Origin of the sequence: Bacillus sp. FSL R10-2201 (assembly GCF_038008665.1) — a bacterium.
Lineage (GTDB): Bacteria > Bacillota > Bacilli > Bacillales > Bacillaceae_G > Bacillus_A > Bacillus_A mycoides.
The window spans coordinates 3740972-3758940 of record NZ_JBBOZP010000001.1 but is presented as its reverse complement, the minus strand read 5'-3'; the positions used below and the strand labels follow the sequence as shown (position 1 = coordinate 3758940).

Genomic DNA, 17969 nt, shown 5'->3' with positions numbered 1-17969 from the left:
CATTAGGTGAACGCCCTGCATATTACTGTAATAAGGAGACTTGATATGGGGGAGATTGTCTATGGAACAATTAGTAAAAGAGCTTTTAGAAGCAAATGTTGGTCGCGTGTTAGTTAATGAACCGTTAGCGCGTTACACGACTATGAAAATAGGCGGACCAGCTGATATTTTAATTGTACCAAAGCATGTTGCTGGTATTGAGAAGACTCTAGAGTTAGTAAAGAAGTACAAGACAGGGTGGACTGCAATTGGTCGTGGTTCAAATCTTCTCGTATCTGATCAAGGTATAGAAGGTGTGGTTATTCGTTTAGGAGAAGGATTAGACCATTTAGAAGTCGAAAAACATAGAGTAAGAGTCGGTGCTGGATATCCCCTTATTAAATTGTCAACTTTACTTAGTCGACAGGGATTAGCGGGCCTGGAATTTGCAAGTGGTATTCCAGGAAGTGTTGGCGGTGCAGTGTATATGAATGCAGGCGCTCATAAGTCCGATATATCGAGTGTATTAACGAAAGCTCGTATTTTGTTTGACAATGGAACAATTAATTGGTTGACGAATACCGAAATGGGCTTTTCTTATCGCACATCTGTATTGCAAATGAAACGCCCTGGTATTGTTTTGGAAGCTGAATTCCAATTGGAGGTAGGCGAACGCGAGGGAATTGTAAGAAGTATGCAAAAGAATAAAGAGTATCGCCGTGAAACGCAGCCTTGGAATCACCCTTGTGCAGGAAGTATATTTCGAAATCCAGTCCCCTATTTTGCAGGAGATTTAATAGAAAAATCAGGGCTTCGTGGTTATACAATAGGTGGAGCTCAAATTTCTGAAATGCATGGGAATTTTATTGTTAATACTGGTGTGGCCTCAGCGCAAGATGTATTAGACTTAATCGCATTGGTAAAGCGTACAATTAAAGATAAATTTGGTGTTGATATGCATACAGAAGTAGAAATAATTGGAAGATAACGGTTGTTCGTTCCGCTCATTATCATTTATGTTATAATAAGAAGATAAGAACGGCATGAGGAACATGCCGTTCTTTATGTTACATAGGGGGATCGTACATGAAAAATAGTAAAGTGATTAAACTACAAGATCGTGTACCAAAATTAAAGAATCAAAATAAAAAAAATAAGAAACCTGTTAATCATCGGTTAATTTTATACATATCGATTTTATTTTTATTAGTACTCTTTTTAATTTATTTTCGGTCTCCGCTTAGTAATATAAAAAAGATAAGTGTCTTTGGAAATCATTATATGACAGATGAACAAGTTATGAAGGAATCAGGTGTGACATATGATACGAGTTATTTCCGAGTAACAGCTCATAAAGCAGAAGAAAACTTAACGAAACGAAAAGAAATTAAAGAGGTAAATGTAAAAAAACGTTTCCCAAACAAAATTGATGTTCATATCGAAGAATATTTAACAATTGGCTATATAAACAAAGATGGGAAATTACAACCGTTATTAGAAAATGGGAAAACACTCGATGTACTTCCGAACGGAAAGCTTCCAGTTGCAGCACCAATTTTTGAACCATTTAAAGAGGAAAAAATGAAGGAATTAATTGCAGAACTAGAAAAATTAACGCCAACTATTTTAAGGTCTATTTCTGAAATTCGTTATACACCAACGAACGCAAATGAAGATCATCTTACTTTATATATGAATGAAGGATATGAAGTGAGCACCACTATTCAAAATTTCGCAAAGCGAATGGAAGCTTATCCACTTATTTTAAAAACAATTGAACCTGGTAAGAAGGTTTTAATTGACTTAGAAGTGGGTGCATATACGAAGGAACTAGGTGCTGAAGAAAAGAAAGAATAGAATGATAGTTTTTACTGCGTTATTACGTATGAAATGAAACAAACGTTCTTTTATATGGATGCTAATTTGCAAGAATGCTTAATTTGATGAAAAAAATGTAAATTTTCTTAGATTCATACTAGGATTGGTACAAGTTTCACTTTTCTACAAGTACATCTTAGTGTAGACTTATACTTGGCGGTAATCTTTACACTTGAAATATAATTATTTCAAGATAGAGCAGTTATTCACAGGTTACTGCGATATTCTTAAATGAATGTTAAATAAAAATAAGAAAAATATAGGGTTAAAAAAGGGAAACGTACAAAGACGTTGAATATTTTTCTTATAAATAGTAAAGTTGCGATTGTTGTTCCATATATTGAGTTGTATGGTATAAATAAAGAAGGAGGTGCCAAAGAATGAACAGCAATGAAATATATGTTAGTCTTGACATCGGTACATCCAATGTTAAAGTCATCATTGGTGAAATGGTTAATGATAGCTTAAACATTATTGGTGTTGGAAACGTAAAATCAAATGGTTTGAAAAAGGGATCGATAGTTGATATAGATGAAACTGTTCGATCAATTAAAAAAGCAATTGAACAAGCCGAGCGCATGGTGGGTATCCACATTGAGCAAGTTGTAGTAGGTGTCAATGCAAACCAGGTACAGTTGCTCCCGTGTCACGGAGTAGTCGCTGTTTCAAATGAAGATCGTGAAATCGGGAATGAAGATGTCTTACGCGTTCTAGATGCAGCGCAAGTTGTGTCAATTGCTCCTGAACGTGAATTTATTGATGTGGTACCTCGACAGTTCATTGTAGACGGTCTTGACGAGATTAACGATCCACGCGGGATGATCGGTGTAAGATTAGAAATGGAAGGTACACTTATTACAGGCTCGAGAACTTTACTACATAACCTACTTCGTTGTGTAGAAAAAGCAGGTCTTGAAATTGTTGATATTTGTCTGCAACCTTTAGCGGCAGCGACAGTTGCGTTATCTTCGGATGAAAGAAATAGAGGGGTAGCCCTTGTTGATATGGGTGGAGGATCTACAACCTTATCTATTTTTAAAGATGGAGAGTTGCAAGCAACGAGCGTATTGCCATTAGGTGGAGATCATATAACGAAGGATATAGCGATTGGGCTGAAAACTTCAACAGAAAATGCAGATCAAATTAAGCTGAAATATGGACATGCTTTTTATGATACAGCATCTGAAGAAGAGATGTTTACGGTTCCTATTATGGGAAGCGATCAAACAGAACAATATTCTCAGTTGGAATTATCGGATATAATAGAGGCTCGTGTAGAGGAAATTTTAATGTTTGTTCAAGATGAAGTGCATAAGTTAGGAGTAAAGCAAGCTGCTTCTGGATATGTACTAACTGGTGGGATAGCTTCTATGCCAGGTGTTCTTGATCTTGCATACGATATTTTACATGAAAATGTTCGTATAGCAACTCCTGATTATATTGGTGTTCGTGAGCCTCAATATACAAGTGGAGTTGGATTAATTAAACATTCTTATCAAAAAGCTAAATTACGTGGGAAAAATGTGCAGGAAAAGCAAGAACATTTTGAACCAGTACCAGCACCAATGCCGGTACAACAGCAACCTGCGAAACAAAAAACTCGTAATCAAAACAATACTAATCAAAATGATGACCGCATGATGTCAAAAGTAAAACGTGCATTCCGTTATTTATGGGATTAAAATTGGACACGAAAAATGAGGTTCTAGGGGGATTTCGACATGTTAGAGTTTGATACTACTCAAGATCAATTAGCGAATATAAAAGTTATCGGTGTCGGCGGTGGCGGAAACAATGCTGTAAACCGTATGATTGAACACGGTGTACAAGGTGTAGACTTTATCGCTGTGAATACTGATGCACAAGCATTAAATCTATCAAAAGCTGAAACGAAAATGCAAATTGGTGGAAAATTAACGCGTGGACTTGGTGCAGGCGCAAACCCTGAAGTAGGGAAAAAAGCTGCAGAAGAAAGTAAAGAACAGATTCAAGAAGCGCTTCGTGGCGCGGATATGGTCTTCGTAACTGCTGGTATGGGCGGCGGAACTGGAACTGGTGCAGCTCCAGTTGTTGCTCAAGTTGCAAAAGAACTAGGCGCGTTAACAGTTGGTGTTGTAACACGTCCATTTACATTTGAAGGGCGTAAGCGTGCAACTCAAGCTGCATCTGGTATTGCGTCATTTAAAGAAAATGTAGATACACTTATCGTAATTCCAAATGATCGCTTATTAGAGATTGTTGATAAAAATACGCCAATGTTAGAAGCGTTCCGTGAAGCAGATAACGTATTACGTCAAGGTGTTCAAGGTATTTCTGATTTAATTGCTACACCAGGTCTAATTAACTTAGACTTTGCAGACGTAAAAACAATTATGTCTAATAGAGGTTCTGCTTTAATGGGTATCGGTTCTGGTAATGGTGAAAATCGTGCTGCTGAAGCTGCGAAAAAAGCGATTTCCAGTCCATTACTAGAAACATCTATTGATGGAGCTCAAGGTGTTATTATGAACATTACGGGCGGCGCAAACTTAAGTTTATATGAAGTACAAGAAGCAGCAGACATTGTAGCTTCAGCTTCGGATCCAGAAGTAAATATGATCTTCGGTTCTGTTATTAATGAAGGATTAAAAGATGATATCGTTGTCACTGTAATTGCAACTGGTTTTGATGATAGTGCTTCGACACAACCACCAAAACCAATTATCCGTCCGACTGCGAATCACACGCAACAGCAACAACAACCAGTAGCTCAACCTTCAAAACAACGTGAAGTTAAGCGTGAAATGAAACGTGAAGAGCCGGTTGTGCATGATCGTCATACTGATTCAGATGACATCGATATTCCAGCATTCTTACGTAACCGTCGTAGACGATAAAAGAAAAGGAGCTTTCATGCTCCTTTTTTTTGTTGTCTAAATGGAAAAGATCTGCTAAGCAGATCTTTTTTTATTATTTTGCATATGGAGAGCCCAGTCCTATTTTTAAACCATAAGCTGTGATAAATAAATTGAAACTTTAATTAGTCGGGGGTGTTCATCCAAAAATGATTGTTAGCCCGACGCCCACTTAACTTCTGTACTTTTTTATAGCTGAATTTTGAGGCAGGGTCTTACTGCCCGCAAATAGCAAGATAAACTTTGTATATATATAATTCAATTATTATGTATACAAGTAAAAAATTTATATTATTCTATGAAAAATACACTTTTATTTTTTACCGACAGATTATGTCTAGAAATCACAAAATAACAAAAAAATCCCTCCACCAATTGACACACTTTCCTATTGGATATGCATTATACTAGTCTCAACTTAAAAAAAGAGGTGAATTGTTTGGTTGTTTACGCCGACATCGTTTGGTTGTTAAACGCCTGCATTGATTTTCTTTTACTTTTATTAACAGCCACCGTGTTAAAAAAGAGAATCAAAAGATGGAGGCTTGTGTTAGGGGCATTTATAGGTTCAACTATTGTTATTTTCGCCTTTACGCCTTTTGCTTCTATGATGACACATCCAATTATGAAACTATTGTACTCGTTACTTATTGTGTATACAGCATTTGGGTTTTCGACATTTAGAAATTATACACAAACTGTTTTTACTTTCTATTTTGTAACCTTTATGGTTGGTGGAGGATTAATTGGAACGCATTACTTTTTGCAAACGAACGAAATGGTAAATGGATTAGTTCAATCTAAATCAGTTTCTTACGGTGATCCAATTAGTTGGGTATTTGTTATTTTTGGTTTTCCAGTAATTTATTATTTTTCTAAAAAGCGTATAGAAAGCGTAGAGGTCACAAAGATACACTATGATCAAATCGTGAAAGTGGAAATTCAATTAGCTGGAGAGGAACTAGAATTAGCAGGTCTAATTGATAGTGGGAACCAACTTTATGACCCGTTAACGAAAACACCCGTTATGATTATGCATATTTCATCATTAGAACATTGTTTGCCAGCTTGGTTAACAGAACAAATTTATTCCAAAACAGAAATTCCTCAAATACCAGAAAATGATTCTGGATGGGCGACGAAACTACGTTTAATTCCTTTCCGAGCAGTAGGAGTAGAGAATCAATTTTTATGGGCAATTAAGCCAGATTGTGTGCGAGTTTATCATGAAGGTAGTTCGGTTGTTGTAAACAAAGTACTGATTGGATTAAATACACAACAATTATCTACTAATGGAGAGTATCAATGCATTGTACATCCGAAAATGTTGATTTCGCAAAAGATGGTAATTGCTTAATTATGAGAGGCGGGATAATATGGTGAAATTTAAATTTTATTTGGTATACCTTTGGTATAAAGTATTGCTGAAATTAGGAATTAAGACCGATGAAATTTATTATATTGGTGGAAGTGAAGCGTTGCCACCGCCGTTAACGAAAGAAGAAGAGGCAGTTCTTTTGAATAAATTGCCAAATGGAGATCAAGCTGCGAGGTCGATGCTTATTGAACGTAACCTAAGGCTTGTTGTATATATAGCAAGAAAATTTGAAAATACAGGGATCAATATTGAGGATTTGATTAGTATAGGAACAATTGGTCTTATTAAGGCAGTCAATACATTTAATCCAGAAAAGAAAATTAAATTAGCAACATATGCATCTCGTTGTATAGAAAATGAAATTTTAATGCATTTGCGTCGAAATAATAAAAATCGTTCGGAAGTTTCTTTTGATGAACCGCTTAACATTGATTGGGACGGAAATGAACTGTTACTATCAGATGTTTTAGGTACAGATGATGACATTATTACAAAAGATTTAGAAGCTACTGTAGATCGTCATCTTTTAATGAAAGCATTGCATCAATTAAATGACCGTGAAAAACAAATTATGGAGCTTCGGTTTGGACTCGCTGGTGGCGAAGAGAAGACACAAAAAGATGTGGCTGATATGCTTGGAATTTCACAGTCTTATATTTCTCGTTTGGAAAAAAGAATTATAAAAAGATTACGAAAAGAATTTAATAAAATGGTGTGAAGAATAAGACCAGTCGGTATCTAGACTGGTCTTATTCTTTTTTTGTGCATGAGGAAATATGATATTTGTGAAAAATGATGGAAAAACCGTATGCATAAAATCCCCTTCAAAGGAAATACTTTACACTGTACAGCAACTCCCGATAGGAGGGAACACTTTGACGAGAAACAAAGTAGAAATTTGCGGTGTTGATACAGCTAAACTTCCAGTACTAAAAAATGAAGAGATGCGTAAATTATTTCGTGAAATGCAAAGTGGAGAGATAAGCGCCAGAGAGAAATTAGTGAATGGAAACTTACGTCTTGTACTGAGCGTCATCCAAAGATTTAATAACAGAGGAGAATATGTTGATGATTTATTTCAAGTTGGTTGCATTGGACTTATGAAATCCATTGATAACTTTGATTTAGGCCAAAATGTAAAGTTTTCAACGTATGCTGTGCCGATGATTATTGGAGAAATACGCAGATATTTGCGTGATAACAATCCAATTCGTGTATCTCGCTCATTACGAGATATTGCGTATAAAGCGTTGCAAGTAAGAGAAAAATTGATTGCTGAAAATTCAAAAGAACCAACAGCAATGGATATTGCGAAAGTTCTTGAAGTGACACATGAAGAGATTGTTTTTGCACTAGATGCGATTCAAGATCCGGTTTCATTATTTGAACCGATTTATAACGATGGAGGAGATCCTATCTTTGTTATGGATCAATTAAAGGATGAAAAACAAAAGGACGAGCAGTGGGTTGAAGAACTGGCGTTGAAAGAAGGAATGAAGCGTTTAAATGATCGTGAAAAAATGATTATTCGAAAACGTTTCTTTCAAGGAAAGACACAGATGGAAGTTGCCGAAGAAATTGGGATTTCTCAAGCGCAAGTATCACGTTTGGAGAAGTCTGCTATTAAGCAAATGAATAAGACGATTCAAGGATAAGGACCTCACCAGTTATGGTGAGGTCTTTTTTATATATAATATTTTGCGCTCATAGTAGATTGGGTAGGTTCATATAATGAAAATAAAATGGATGTTCTATTAGTAGCGGTTATATACTGTTTATCCGCTTCGAAATTAGGCTGAAGTAAAAAGTTAGATGGAAGCGGGACTGCCCGTAAAAGTCCGATTGGCATGGGTTAATAATCAGTAGGGATGGGGATAATCTCACTGATTAAGGTTTCACTTTATTTGAGAGCGTACTTACGATTCATGATATAAGGGAGAGGATGAATATGATACGGATTTCGGAGTTTCAAATGAAGGATGTTGTAAATGTTTCAGATGGAAAGAGGCTTGGGAATATTAGAGATATTGATATTGATATAGACACAGGAAAGATTAGGGCGGTTATTATTTCTAAGCAGGCACGAATGCTTGGACTCTTTGGGAAGGAAGTAGAATTTGTGATTCCTTGGGAGCAAATTATGAAAATTGGAGAAGATGTCATACTTGTAAAAGTAGATCATGTTAATTCTGTAACAGAATCAATACAAACACCGACAATTTCATAAAGAATATTACAAATTCCTCTTTTTTTTCTGTTGTCATTATGAAAAAATAAAAGTATGGTAAAATAGACAGGAAGTACCATACTTTTTTCTGTTATTTTAATTAAAAGGAGTCGCTTTATGAGAGAACCATTTAAATATGCGGACGGTATACTGTATTTACAAGCGTGGAAAGAACTTGGAAACATTACTGTTGGATTTACGACAAAAGATGGTGGAGTAAGTACAGGCTCCTTTCATGCGATGAATTTAGGATTACATGTGAATGATATCGTGGAGAATGTTCATGAAAACAGACGCATTTTAGCTAATAAGTTACAAAAACCATTAGAAAAATGGATTTGCTCTGAACAAGTTCATGACCATCATGTTGAGAAAGTAGGACTGCAAGAAAAAGGGAAAGGCGTTTATTCATATGAAGACGGTATTCCAAAAACGGATGGCATTTATACGACTAACAAAGATGTTCTCTTAACATCTTGTTACGCTGATTGTGTTCCGCTCTATTTTTATGCACCATCACATGATATGATAGGACTTGCGCATGCTGGGTGGAAAGGGACTGTAACAGAGATTGCGAAAGAAATGATTCAAAAGTGGAATGCAGAAGGTGTTTCAAGTGATGAAATTCATGTCGCAATTGGTCCTGCAATCGGATCATGTTGTTATGTTGTTGATGATCGTGTATTAACAGCAGCACAGCAAGTAGTAAACGGATCTGTTCCTCATAAAGTAATTTCTGATGGTCAGTATGCAATTAATTTAAAAGAAGTTAATCGTATATTATGTGTACAAGCAGGCATAAAAGAAGAACATATTGTAATGTCATCTCTTTGTACAAGCTGTGAAGAACAATTATTTTTCTCTCATCGTCGTGATCAAGGTAAGACGGGGAGAATGTTGAGTTTCATAGGTTTTAAGGAGGAGTGAAGTAAGTGACAGTGCAAGGGAATTTAGCAGATGTAAACGAAGTAATTAAAGAATCTTGTGTACGAGCTGGACGTTCGATGAAAGATATTAAGCTCGTTGCAGTTACAAAAACTGTAGGGATTGAAAAAACAAGCGAAGTAATTGAAACAGGAATTATTGATTTAGGTGAAAATAGAAATGAAGGTTTCTTACAAAAATACGAGCATTTCGGTTCAAAAGTGAATTGGCATTTTATTGGATCATTGCAAACGAGAAAAGTAAAAGAAATCATTAATGAGATTGATTATTTACATTCATTAGATCGTCTTTCGCTTGCAAAAGAAATTCAAAAACGTGCTGATAAGAAAGTTAAATGCTTTATTCAAGTGAAAACATCATCTGAAGAATCAAAGCAAGGATTGGCGATAGAAGAAACAATTTCTTTTATTCAAAGTTTGCAAGAATTGGATAAGATTGAAGTGGTAGGATTAATGACAATGGCTCCGTTTACAGGAGAAGAGGAAGAGATTCGTCGCTGCTTTAAGGAATTGCGCATGCTACAAACAGAGGTGCAGGAGCTAGAATTATTACATGCACCATGTAAAGAATTATCAATGGGAATGTCAAATGATTACACGATTGCAATTGAGGAAGGCGCTACATATATTCGTTTGGGAACGGTTTTAGTAGGAAAAGCGTAGGAGGAAGGAGAAAGTTATTATGAGTTGGTCAAAAGTAAAATACTTCTTTTTTGACACACCGGAAGAAAAAGAAGCAGCTCAATATAGTTATGAAAAGGAGCAAACAGACATGAAAAAGCAACAAGATCCCCCAGAACAACAAGATGTTCCGTTTGCGAAAGTGCAACCGAAGCAAAATGTAGTGAGTATTGAAACAGCGAAGCAATCTTCAAAAGTTGTTTTACTAGAACCACGTACATATTCGGAAGCGCAAGGCATTTCGGATCACTTAAAAGGTAGACGAGCTGTTGTAATTAATTTGCAAAGAATGTCTACAGATCAAGCTGTACGTATCGTTGACTTTTTAAGTGGTACTGTATACGCTATAGGCGGGGATATTCAAAAAATAGGCCCGAAAACATTTATGTGTACACCTGAAAATGTTGATATCGTTGGTGCGATTTCAGAGTTATTCGGTGAAGAAGAAGAGACAAATATAAAGAGGTGGTAATACGCCATGACAACAGTTTTAACAGTGTTACTTACTGCTATCGAGATTTACTCGTGGGCACTAATTATTTACATTCTCCTATCATGGTTTCCTGGCGCAAAGGAATCAGCTTTTGGAGATTTTCTTGCGCGTATTTGCGAACCGTATTTAGAGCCGTTTAGGAGGTTTATTCCACCATTTGGTATGATTGATATTTCTCCACTTGTTGCTATTGTTGCCTTGAAACTTGCTAGAGGTGGTTTAGTGAGTTTATTCAACTATTTTTTATAGTGTGAGGTTAAATACATGAGCATCTATGAGCATTTTAGACCTGATGAAGAGGTCTTTGTGGATAAAGTATTAGAGTGGAAACAGGCTGCTGAGTACCATCAAGTCAAGTTAACAGATTTTCTTGATCCAAGACAGCAACAAATTGTTTCTATGGTAATAGGGCAAGGAGATGTAGCTGTACGGTTTGATGGTGCGATGCCTGAAGCCGAACGGAAAAGAGCACTAATTTATCCAGATTATCTAGAATTAAATGAAGAGGAATTTCAAGTAGAAGTATTAGAAATTGACTATCCTTCCAAGTTTTTTACGCTAGAACATAGGAAAATATTAGGTGCATTCATGTCGCTTGGTTTAACAAGGGAAAAATGTGGTGATATTTTGCTTCAAGAAGACCGTGCCCAAATTGCAGTTGCCAAAGAAGTTGTATCGTATATTGAAATGAACTTACAATCAATAGGGAAAATGAAAGTCACACTCTCTCCTATACAAGTAGAGAAAATTTTGCGTGTAGGTGAAAAATGGGGAGAAAAATCTGGGACTGTTTCGTCACTTCGTCTAGATGTTTTATTAGCTGAAATGCTACATATATCTAGGCAGAAGGTACAGCCTCTTATAAAAGGTGGCTTAGTAAAAGTCAATTGGAAAACAGTAGAGCAAACTTCGTATGAATGTTTTCCAGGGGATGTTTTCTCGGTTAGAGGGTATGGACGAAGTAAATTATTTTCTGTAGAAGGTAAAACGAAGCGCGACAAATGGAGAGTTTTGTATGGTATACTAAAATGATTGGTTTTTTAGAAGGAAATTCTCTTATTTTGTCGAAGAAAAGATATAATTGAAAGAGGAAATTTAGATAACTACTTGGAGGTGGCGTTGTGCCGTTAACACCATTAGATATTCATAACAAAGAATTTGGTCGCGGGTTTCGTGGCTACGATGAAGATCAAGTAAATGAGTTTCTTGATCAAATCATCAAAGATTATGAATTAGTCATTCGTGAGAAAAAAGCTTTAGAAGAAAAGGTTGCACAATTAGAAGGAAAGTTAGATCATTTTTCTAATATTGAAGATACGCTGAACAAATCTATCATTGTCGCACAAGAAGCTGCTGAAGAAGTGAAGCGTAATGCACAAAAAGAAGCAAAATTAATTGTACGTGAAGCAGAAAAAAATGCAGATCGTATCATTAATGAAGCGTTAGTGAAATCAAGAAAAGTTGCTTTTGATATTGAAGAGTTGAAGAAACAAGCGAAAGTATTCCGAACTCGTTTCCGTATGTTATTAGAAACACAACTTGAAATGTTAAACAACGATGATTGGGATAAACTAATTGAATTAGAAGACGAAGTGGACGAACTGTTGAAAAAAGAAGAAACAGTGTAAGCTTGACGTTTTTCTCATTATTACATATAATTTTAAACAGCATATTTATTAAGAAAAACGAAGATAGGGATAAGTACCTTTTTCATACCTTATATAGCGAACTGAGGATGGTGTAAGCTCAGGATAAGGAGATAATGGGAATATCACCCTGGAGTTCCGCGCTGAACAAATTTAGTAAGCGTAGGCGTATATTCGCGTTAAGAATATAAAGAGGACCTTATGCATTTGTATATGGTCTACTAGGGTGGTACCGCGGGAGACTTTCTCGTCCCTTTTTGGGGATGAGAGGTCTCTTTTTTATTCCCTTTTTTAAGGTCTGTCGTTTATATATTTAAGGAGGAATTGAGCATGGAGTACAAAAATACATTACTAATGCCAAAAACAGAATTCCCGATGCGTGGGAATTTACCGAAACGTGAGCCTGCAATGCAAGAAAAATGGGCTGAAATGAATATTTATGAAAAGGTACAAGAACATACGAAAGGCCGTCCTTTATTTGTACTACATGATGGACCTCCATATGCAAATGGTGACATCCATATGGGACACGCACTAAATAAAGTGTTAAAAGACTTTATTGTTCGTTTTAAATCAATGACTGGATACTGTGCACCATATGTACCAGGTTGGGATACACACGGTTTACCAATTGAGCAAGCTTTAACAAATAAAGGTGTAAAGCGTAAAGAAATGACAGTTGCTGAGTTCCGTAAGTTATGTGCAGAGTATGCATATGAGCAAGTGGAACGTCAACGTGAACAATTTAAGCGTTTAGGTGTACGTGCAGATTGGGATAATCCATATATTACTTTAGAGCCAGCTTATGAAGCACAACAAATTAAAGTGTTTGGTGACATGGCGAAAAAAGGTTATATCTATAAAGGACAAAAACCAGTTTACTGGTCTCCAACAAGTGAATCAGCTTTAGCAGAAGCTGAAATTGAATATCAAGATAAAAAATCAGCATCTATTTACGTAGCATTCCCTGTAAAAGATGGAAAGAACGTATTAGAAGGTGATGAGAAATACATTATTTGGACAACAACGCCTTGGACGTTACCTGCAAACTTAGGTATTTCTGTTCACCCAGAACTTGAATATGCTATTGTGAAAGTAAATGATGAGAAATATATCATCGCTTCTGAACTATTTGAGACAGTTGCAAAAACGTTAGAGTGGGAAAATGCTGAAGTTGTGAAAACGGTAAAAGGTAGCGAACTTGAGTATACAGTTGCAAAACATCCATTCTACGATCGTGACTCATTAGTTATGCTAGGAGAGCACGTAACAACAGATGCAGGTACAGGTTGTGTTCATACAGCACCAGGACACGGGGAAGATGACTTCGTTGTTGGTAAAAAGTATGGCTTAGAAGTACTTTGCCCAGTTGATGATAAAGGTGTATTAACAAATGAAGCACCTGGATTTGAAGGCTTATTCTATGATAAAGCTAACAAGCCAATTACGGAAAAATTAGAAGAAGTAGGCGCGTTACTGAAACTAACATTCATTACGCATTCATACCCACATGATTGGAGAACGAAAAAACCAATTATTTTCCGTGCGACAGCGCAGTGGTTTGCATCTATTGAAGCGTTCCGTAAAGAATTATTAGAAGCTGTTGCGGAAACAAAATGGGTACCAGCATGGGGAGAAACTCGTCTTCATAATATGGTTCGTGACCGTGGTGACTGGTGTATTTCTCGTCAGCGTGCATGGGGTGTGCCAATTCCTGTATTCTATGCAGAAAATGGTGATCCAATTATTACAGATGAAACAATTAATCATGTAGCAGATTTATTCCGTGAGCACGGTTCTAACGTATGGTTCGAGCGTGAAGCGAAAGATTTATTACCAGAAGGATTTACACATACAGGTAGCCCAAATGGTGAATTCCGTAAAGAAACAGACATCATGGATGTATGGTTCGATTCAGGTTCTTCTCACCAAGCGGTATTAGAAGAGCGCGAAGACTTACAACGTCCAGCTGATTTATATTTAGAAGGATCTGACCAGTATCGTGGTTGGTTTAACTCTTCATTATCAACAGCAGTTGCTGTGACTGGTAAAGCTCCATATAAAGGCGTACTAAGCCATGGTTTCGTACTAGATGGTGAAGGACGTAAAATGAGTAAGTCGATTGGAAACATCGTCGTACCGAAGAAAATTATGGATCAATTAGGCGGAGACATTTTACGCTTATGGGTATCTTCTGTTGACTATCAATCTGATGTACGTATTTCAGATGATATTTTAAAACAAGTAGCAGAAGTGTATCGTAAAATCCGTAACACATTCCGTTTCTTATTAGGAAACTTAGATGATTTTAATCCAAGTGAAAATACAGTAGCGGTAGCTGAACTTCGTGAAGTAGATCGTTACATGTTAGTGAAGTTAAATGACTTAATTACAAAAGTAAAAGATGCATATGAAACATATGACTTTGCTGCTGTATATCATGCAATTCACAACTTCTGTACAATTGATCTAAGTTCATTCTACTTAGATTTTGCAAAAGACATTTTATACATTGAAGGTGCAGATCACGCGGATCGTCGTGCAATTCAAACTGTATTATATGATGTTCTTGTTGCATTAACGAAACTTGTAACGCCAATCTTACCTCATACAGCTGATGAAGTATGGCCATATGTTCCTGGTGCAGAAGAAGAAAGCGTACAGTTAACTAATATGCCAGAAGCTACAGAAGTAGAGGGTTCAGAAGCGTTAAGAGCAAAATGGGATGCATTTATGACATTACGTGATGACGTTTTAAAAGCGTTAGAAGTAGCTCGTAATGAGAAAGTAATTGGTAAGTCATTAAATGCGAGCATTACGCTATATCCGACTGCAGAAATGAAGGCTATGTTAGAGTCTATTAGCGAAGACTTAAAGCAATTATTCATCGTCTCTGAGTATAAACTTGGTGGTACAATTGAAGAAGCGCCAACAGAAGCACCAAAGTATGAGCATACAGCTGTAGTTGTAGCACAGGCGACAGGTGAGACGTGTGAACGTTGTTGGGTTGTTTCAGAAACAATTGGTAAAGATGCAGAACATGAAACATTATGTGAGCGTTGTGCAACGGTTGTTAAAGAAAATTATGTAAAATAATGAAAAAAAGCTGACTGCTCATAATAGCAGTCAGTTTTTTGTTGATGATATATCGAAATAACTTTCACTCTCTTTCCTATGAAGGAAAAATGTGTGTGAGGTAAGCGTGGAAATTTCGGACACACTAATTGTACATTGCAGCTGGGAGGAATGTACACGTGAATGAAATTTATATGGAAATAAAAGAAGAATTGCAATTGATGAGAAAAGAGTTGCAAGATAGATTGGCGAAAGAAGTAATGCACACATACTATATGGAATTTGGGCAAGAACTTGGATACGAAATAAAGGAAGAGACAAAGAAAAAATTGCTATTACATGATATAAAAGAGGATTTAAAAGATGTAGAACGTGCATTGTTTAAAATGGAAATAGATATGTACGGTATTTGTGAAGAAACTGGAAGAGCGATTTCTACAAAACAAATGAAAACAATGCCGACTGCTCGTACTATTCATGAATTTTTCTATGAAAAGGTAAATGTATGAAATACGCACAACGATATTATGTTACCTTTTTTTAATTTATTTTATTCTTCTACAAAGGTTCATTGTGAAAAGGTAGCAGCTATGCTAAAATTTTGAGGTACACTGTCTTTGTGGGGGAAATGAAAATGATATATTATGTAATAGCGTTATTTGTCATTGCCATCGATCAAATATCGAAGTGGCTAATTGTAAAGAACATGGAATTGGGTACGAGCATTCCGATTATCGATAATGTATTATACATAACATCTCATCGAAATAGAGGAGCTGCCTGGGGTATTTTAGAAAATAAAATGTGGTTTTTCTACATTATTACAGTCATTTTCGTAGCATTTATCGTATTTTATATGAAAAAATATGCGAAAACGGACAAGCTTCTAGGTATTTCATTAGGTCTAATTTTAGGCGGAGCAATTGGCAATTTTATTGATCGTGTATTTAGACAAGAAGTAGTGGATTTCATTCACGTGTATATTTTCTCGTACAACTATCCGGTATTCAATATAGCTGACTCAGCATTATGTATTGGAGTTGTATTAATTATTATTCAAACAGTATTAGAAGGAAAGAAAGCGAAGGAGTAATTGAATGAGTGAAGTAGTACAAGTAACAGTTGCAGAAGAACAAAAAAGCGAGCGAATTGATAAATTCGTTGCAGAAATAAACAGTGAATGGTCACGTTCACAAGTGCAGCAATGGATTAAAGATGCTGTTGTGACAGTAAATGGGAAATCAGTTAAAGGGAATTATAAAGTAAAAGGAAATGATGAAATTACAGTAACAATTCCCGAGCCAGAAGAGTTAGATATTCAACCGGAAGATATGAATTTAGAAGTTTATTATGAAGATGCCGATGTACTAGTTGTAAATAAGCCGCGTGGCATGGTAGTACATCCAGCACCAGGGCATACGAAGGGTACGCTTGTAAACGGACTTATGCATCATTGTACAGACCTATCAGGTATTAACGGTGTAATGCGTCCTGGTATAGTACACCGTATTGATAAGGATACATCTGGATTATTAATGGTTGCTAAAAATGATATGGCGCATGAATCACTTGTAAATCAACTTGTAGCAAAAACGGTAACAAGACGTTATAAAGCGATTGTACATGGTGTAATTCCACATGATAAAGGAATAATTGACGCTCCAATTGGTCGTGATAAAAAAGAACGTCAAAGTATGACTGTTGATGAAAATGGTAAGAATGCAGTTACACATTTCCAAGTGTTAGAGCGATTTAAGGATTTCACACTTGTAGAATGCCGCTTAGAAACGGGACGTACACACCAAATTCGTGTTCATATGAAATATATTGGTTATCCGCTTGCAGGAGATCCAAAGTATGGTCCGAAGAAAACATTAGATATGAATGGACAAGCACTTCATGCAGGGATTTTAGGTTTCGATCACCCTCGTACTGGTGAATATATTGAGTTTGAGGCACCGATTCCAGAAGTGTTTGAAGAAGCGCTAAATGTTTTACGGAAATAGTATTGACAAATCATAAGAAAACTGAGATACTGACAACAGTTAAATAATGATCCTTTAACACAGCCCCGTGAGGTTGAGAAGGTAACGGTTTGAAATACTTAGGGTATGTTGTACCCTTTTTTCAAAAGTCCTCTCGCACACGCTGAGAGGACTTTTTTTATACCATTACTCTCACGCAAGAAAAAAAGCTTGGAGGTGTAGAGCATGCAAGAGAAAGCTGTCGTTTTAGATGACCAAATGATTCGCCGCGCTTTAACACGAATTAGTCATGAAATCGTGGAACGAAATAAAGGTGTCGATAATTGTGTTCTTGTCGGAATAAAAACACGTGGAATTTTTATTGCACAACGTTTGGCAGAACGAATTGGTCAAATTGAAGGAAAAGAGATGGAAGTAGGAGAGTTAGATATTACGTTATATCGTGATGATTTAACACTACAATCGAAACATAAAGAACCACTTGTAAAAGGTTCTGATATTCCTGTAGATATTACGAAGAAAAAAGTTATCCTTGTGGATGATGTGTTATATACAGGTAGAACAGTTCGAGCAGCAATGGATGCTCTTATGGATTTAGGTAGACCATCACAAATCCAATTGGCTGTTCTTGTTGATAGAGGTCATCGTGAATTACCAATTCGCGCTGATTATGTAGGAAAGAACATTCCAACATCTAGTGAAGAGCGTATCGAAGTTGATTTGCAAGAGACAGATCAACAAGATCGAGTAAGCATATACGATAAGTAAAGCCCTTTTAAATGTAGTCCT

General features: G+C 36.3%; 19 protein-coding genes and 1 other annotated feature. All 19 genes read left to right on the top strand.

Features of this window, described 5'->3' with window-relative positions:
- The first annotated feature begins 61 nt into the window (after positions 1-61).
- The 19 genes from murB (at position 62) to pyrR (ending at position 17948) form a co-directional block, all read left to right on the top strand.
- Complete coding sequence (gene murB, locus NSQ69_RS19240) at positions 62-967, top strand: UDP-N-acetylmuramate dehydrogenase (protein ID WP_002014734.1); 906 nt, start codon at positions 62-64, stop codon at positions 965-967.
- Positions 968-1065: 98 nt separating this feature from the next.
- The gene (divIB, locus tag NSQ69_RS19235; protein ID WP_002014733.1) at positions 1066-1836 is read left to right on the top strand and encodes a cell division protein DivIB; all 771 of its coding nucleotides are present in this window, start codon (positions 1066-1068) and stop codon (positions 1834-1836) included.
- Positions 1837-2237: 401 nt separating this feature from the next.
- Positions 2238-3539 (top strand): cell division protein FtsA, encoded by a 1302-nt coding sequence (ftsA, locus tag NSQ69_RS19230; protein ID WP_002014731.1) that lies wholly within the window; start codon positions 2238-2240, stop codon positions 3537-3539.
- Between the two features lie 39 nt (positions 3540-3578).
- The gene (gene ftsZ / locus NSQ69_RS19225; protein ID WP_002014730.1) at positions 3579-4733 is read left to right on the top strand and encodes a cell division protein FtsZ; all 1155 of its coding nucleotides are present in this window, start codon (positions 3579-3581) and stop codon (positions 4731-4733) included.
- Positions 4734-5190: 457 nt separating this feature from the next.
- Complete coding sequence (gene spoIIGA / locus NSQ69_RS19220; protein ID WP_002165147.1) at positions 5191-6108, top strand: sigma-E processing peptidase SpoIIGA; 918 nt, start codon at positions 5191-5193, stop codon at positions 6106-6108.
- A gap of 19 nt (positions 6109-6127) precedes the next feature.
- Positions 6128-6847 carry an RNA polymerase sporulation sigma factor SigE gene (gene sigE, locus NSQ69_RS19215; protein ID WP_002128857.1) on the top strand — a complete coding sequence of 240 codons (720 nt, stop codon included), beginning with the start codon at positions 6128-6130 and terminating at the stop codon, positions 6845-6847.
- Between the two features lie 157 nt (positions 6848-7004).
- Entirely contained in the window at positions 7005-7784 is a 780-nt protein-coding gene (gene sigG / locus NSQ69_RS19210; RefSeq protein ID WP_002014725.1) for an RNA polymerase sporulation sigma factor SigG, read from the top strand.
- A gap of 293 nt (positions 7785-8077) precedes the next feature.
- Positions 8078-8356 (top strand): YlmC/YmxH family sporulation protein, encoded by a 279-nt coding sequence (locus NSQ69_RS19205; RefSeq protein ID WP_341099613.1) that lies wholly within the window; start codon positions 8078-8080, stop codon positions 8354-8356.
- A gap of 117 nt (positions 8357-8473) precedes the next feature.
- Positions 8474-9283, top strand: a complete 810-nt coding sequence (pgeF, locus tag NSQ69_RS19200) for a peptidoglycan editing factor PgeF (protein WP_002128855.1) — start codon at positions 8474-8476, stop codon at positions 9281-9283.
- 5 nt (positions 9284-9288) lie between these two features.
- Positions 9289-9963, top strand: coding sequence for a YggS family pyridoxal phosphate-dependent enzyme (locus NSQ69_RS19195; RefSeq protein WP_002033757.1), 675 nt, complete (start codon positions 9289-9291; stop codon positions 9961-9963).
- Between the two features lie 19 nt (positions 9964-9982).
- Positions 9983-10453: a cell division protein SepF gene (locus NSQ69_RS19190; RefSeq protein WP_002014721.1), complete on the top strand. Its 471-nt coding sequence runs from the start codon at positions 9983-9985 to the stop codon at positions 10451-10453.
- A 6-nt stretch (positions 10454-10459) separates the two neighbouring features.
- On the top strand, positions 10460-10723 hold the full coding sequence (locus tag NSQ69_RS19185) for a YggT family protein (RefSeq protein WP_002014720.1): 264 nt from the start codon (positions 10460-10462) through the stop codon (positions 10721-10723).
- 15 nt (positions 10724-10738) lie between these two features.
- Entirely contained in the window at positions 10739-11506 is a 768-nt protein-coding gene (locus tag NSQ69_RS19180) for a YlmH family RNA-binding protein (protein WP_341092402.1), read from the top strand.
- An 89-nt stretch (positions 11507-11595) separates the two neighbouring features.
- Positions 11596-12102, top strand: a complete 507-nt coding sequence (gene divIVA / locus NSQ69_RS19175) for a septum site-determining protein DivIVA (RefSeq protein ID WP_001131609.1) — start codon at positions 11596-11598, stop codon at positions 12100-12102.
- A 51-nt stretch (positions 12103-12153) separates the two neighbouring features.
- Positions 12154-12378, top strand: a binding site (T-box leader).
- Between the two features lie 72 nt (positions 12379-12450).
- On the top strand, positions 12451-15216 hold the full coding sequence (gene ileS2, locus NSQ69_RS19170; protein ID WP_002128852.1) for an isoleucine--tRNA ligase: 2766 nt from the start codon (positions 12451-12453) through the stop codon (positions 15214-15216).
- Positions 15217-15374: 158 nt separating this feature from the next.
- On the top strand, positions 15375-15704 hold the full coding sequence (locus tag NSQ69_RS19165) for a hypothetical protein (RefSeq protein WP_002014715.1): 330 nt from the start codon (positions 15375-15377) through the stop codon (positions 15702-15704).
- A gap of 125 nt (positions 15705-15829) precedes the next feature.
- Positions 15830-16288, top strand: a complete 459-nt coding sequence (lspA, locus tag NSQ69_RS19160) for a lipoprotein signal peptidase LspA (RefSeq protein ID WP_002128849.1) — start codon at positions 15830-15832, stop codon at positions 16286-16288.
- Positions 16289-16292: 4 nt separating this feature from the next.
- On the top strand, positions 16293-17201 hold the full coding sequence (locus tag NSQ69_RS19155) for an RluA family pseudouridine synthase (RefSeq protein WP_002128848.1): 909 nt from the start codon (positions 16293-16295) through the stop codon (positions 17199-17201).
- A 204-nt stretch (positions 17202-17405) separates the two neighbouring features.
- Entirely contained in the window at positions 17406-17948 is a 543-nt protein-coding gene (gene pyrR / locus NSQ69_RS19150; protein WP_001156489.1) for a bifunctional pyrimidine operon transcriptional regulator/uracil phosphoribosyltransferase, read from the top strand.
- Positions 17949-17969 lie beyond the last annotated feature (21 nt).